The organism is Sphingobium indicum BiD32 (assembly GCF_000382885.1).
GTDB lineage: Bacteria > Pseudomonadota > Alphaproteobacteria > Sphingomonadales > Sphingomonadaceae > Sphingobium > Sphingobium japonicum_C.
Genome location: NZ_CAVK010000239.1, coordinates 1 through 1352, shown reverse-complemented (window position 1 = coordinate 1352; position 1352 = coordinate 1). Strand labels below are relative to the sequence as shown.

1 protein-coding gene is annotated in these 1352 nt (G+C 59.6%); it reads right to left on the bottom strand.

The window, feature by feature from the left end; all coding sequences use genetic code 11:
- Positions 1 to 249: 249 nt before the first annotated feature.
- Positions 250 to 1272, bottom strand: a complete 1023-nt coding sequence (locus tag EBBID32_RS20975; RefSeq protein ID WP_006966602.1) for an IS110 family transposase — start codon at positions 1270 to 1272, stop codon at positions 250 to 252.
- Between the last annotated feature and the right edge of the window lie 80 nt (positions 1273 to 1352).

The following is a 1352-nucleotide window of genomic DNA, read 5'->3' as shown; positions in this document are numbered from 1 at the left end:
CTGATTCATATGTGGACGCCCCCTTGGCAAGGGCATTTTGTCGGGACGAGTTTGATCGGTTGCTTTCATATGTCCGGCCTGTTTGTGCGGCATTCTTACTGCCGCTGGCCCTGATGGAAATCCGCCGGTGAGGTCCCTAAACAGGCTCCCGCGCGTTGAAGCGCATTGAATCAGACGGGTTGGCCTCACCATTGGCTCGATCGTTACTCATCATCGACTGCCATTACCATTTCGGGTGACCTGAGGTTATCAGGTCAAATGGGCATAGGGGTGATAGGCCTCCTTGCGGGTCAGCACGACCCAAGCGATCCGGGCGAGTTTGTTGGCAAGGGCCACCGAGACGAGCCGGAAGGGTTTTTTCTCGGATAGCTTCCTGATCCAGTTCGCCATCGGCGTAGGCTTATCCTTGACGTGGCGCATGACTGCGGTGGCCCCGACAACGAGCAATCGGCGCAGGTATCGGTCGCCTTGCTTGGAGATGCCGCCAAGTCTGGTTTTCCCCCCAGTTGAGTGTTGTCGCGGTGTCAGCCCGAGCCAGGCGGCGAACTGCCTGCCTGAAGAGAATTGCTCGGCATCCGTAACGGTCGCAGCTATCGCTGTTGCCGTGATGATGCCGAGGCCGGGGATCGCGGCAAGTCGGCGACTGGCCTCACTCTGGGTATGCCAAGTGGCAAGCTGCTGATCCAGTTCCGTAATCTCGGCGCTGACGGCCATGATCTGGCGGATCAATATCTCCAATGCTGTACGAGCGTAGGATGGCAGGACATCCTTGTCAGCCATCACCTGCTCGGCCAGCTTGGCGAGGTTGCCAATGCCGGGGTTGGCGACGTGGCCCAGCTCAGCAAGATGCGCACGCAGTGCGTTGGCGAGCATGGTCCGTTGCCGCACGAGAAGGGATCGGGCGCGATGGGTCATAAGAATGCCCTGTTGCTCGACCGTTTTGACCGGCACGAACCTCATGGTTGGTCGCTGCACGGCTTCGCAGATCGCTTCGGCATCTAGCGCATCGCTCTTGCCCCGCTTTACGTAAGCCTTGACGTACGATGGCGGTATCAGGCGGACTTCGTGGCCAAGCGCTGCAAGCGTGCGAGCCCAGTAATGAGCTGTTCCGCAAGCCTCCACCGCGATCAGGCAAGGCGGCAGCTTCGAGAAGAAAGGCAGCATCTGCTTGCGGTGCAGCTTCTTCACCAGCACCGTGGCACCGCTCTCGTCGATGCCGTGTGCCTGGAATACGCTCTTCGCCAGATCGAGCCCAATCGTCGTGATCGCCATTGCAAACTCTCCTCTTCCTCTCGGTTGACCGACGACAGCATAGCAACTGCCGGTCGGTGCGGGGGCGTCCACATCATCAG

Bases quoted from the DNA above. Each gene is read 5' to 3' on its own strand.
- EBBID32_RS20975 (WP_006966602.1), bottom strand. From the start codon at position 1,272: ATGGCGATCACGACGATTGGGCTCGATCTGGCGAAGAGCGTATTCCAG.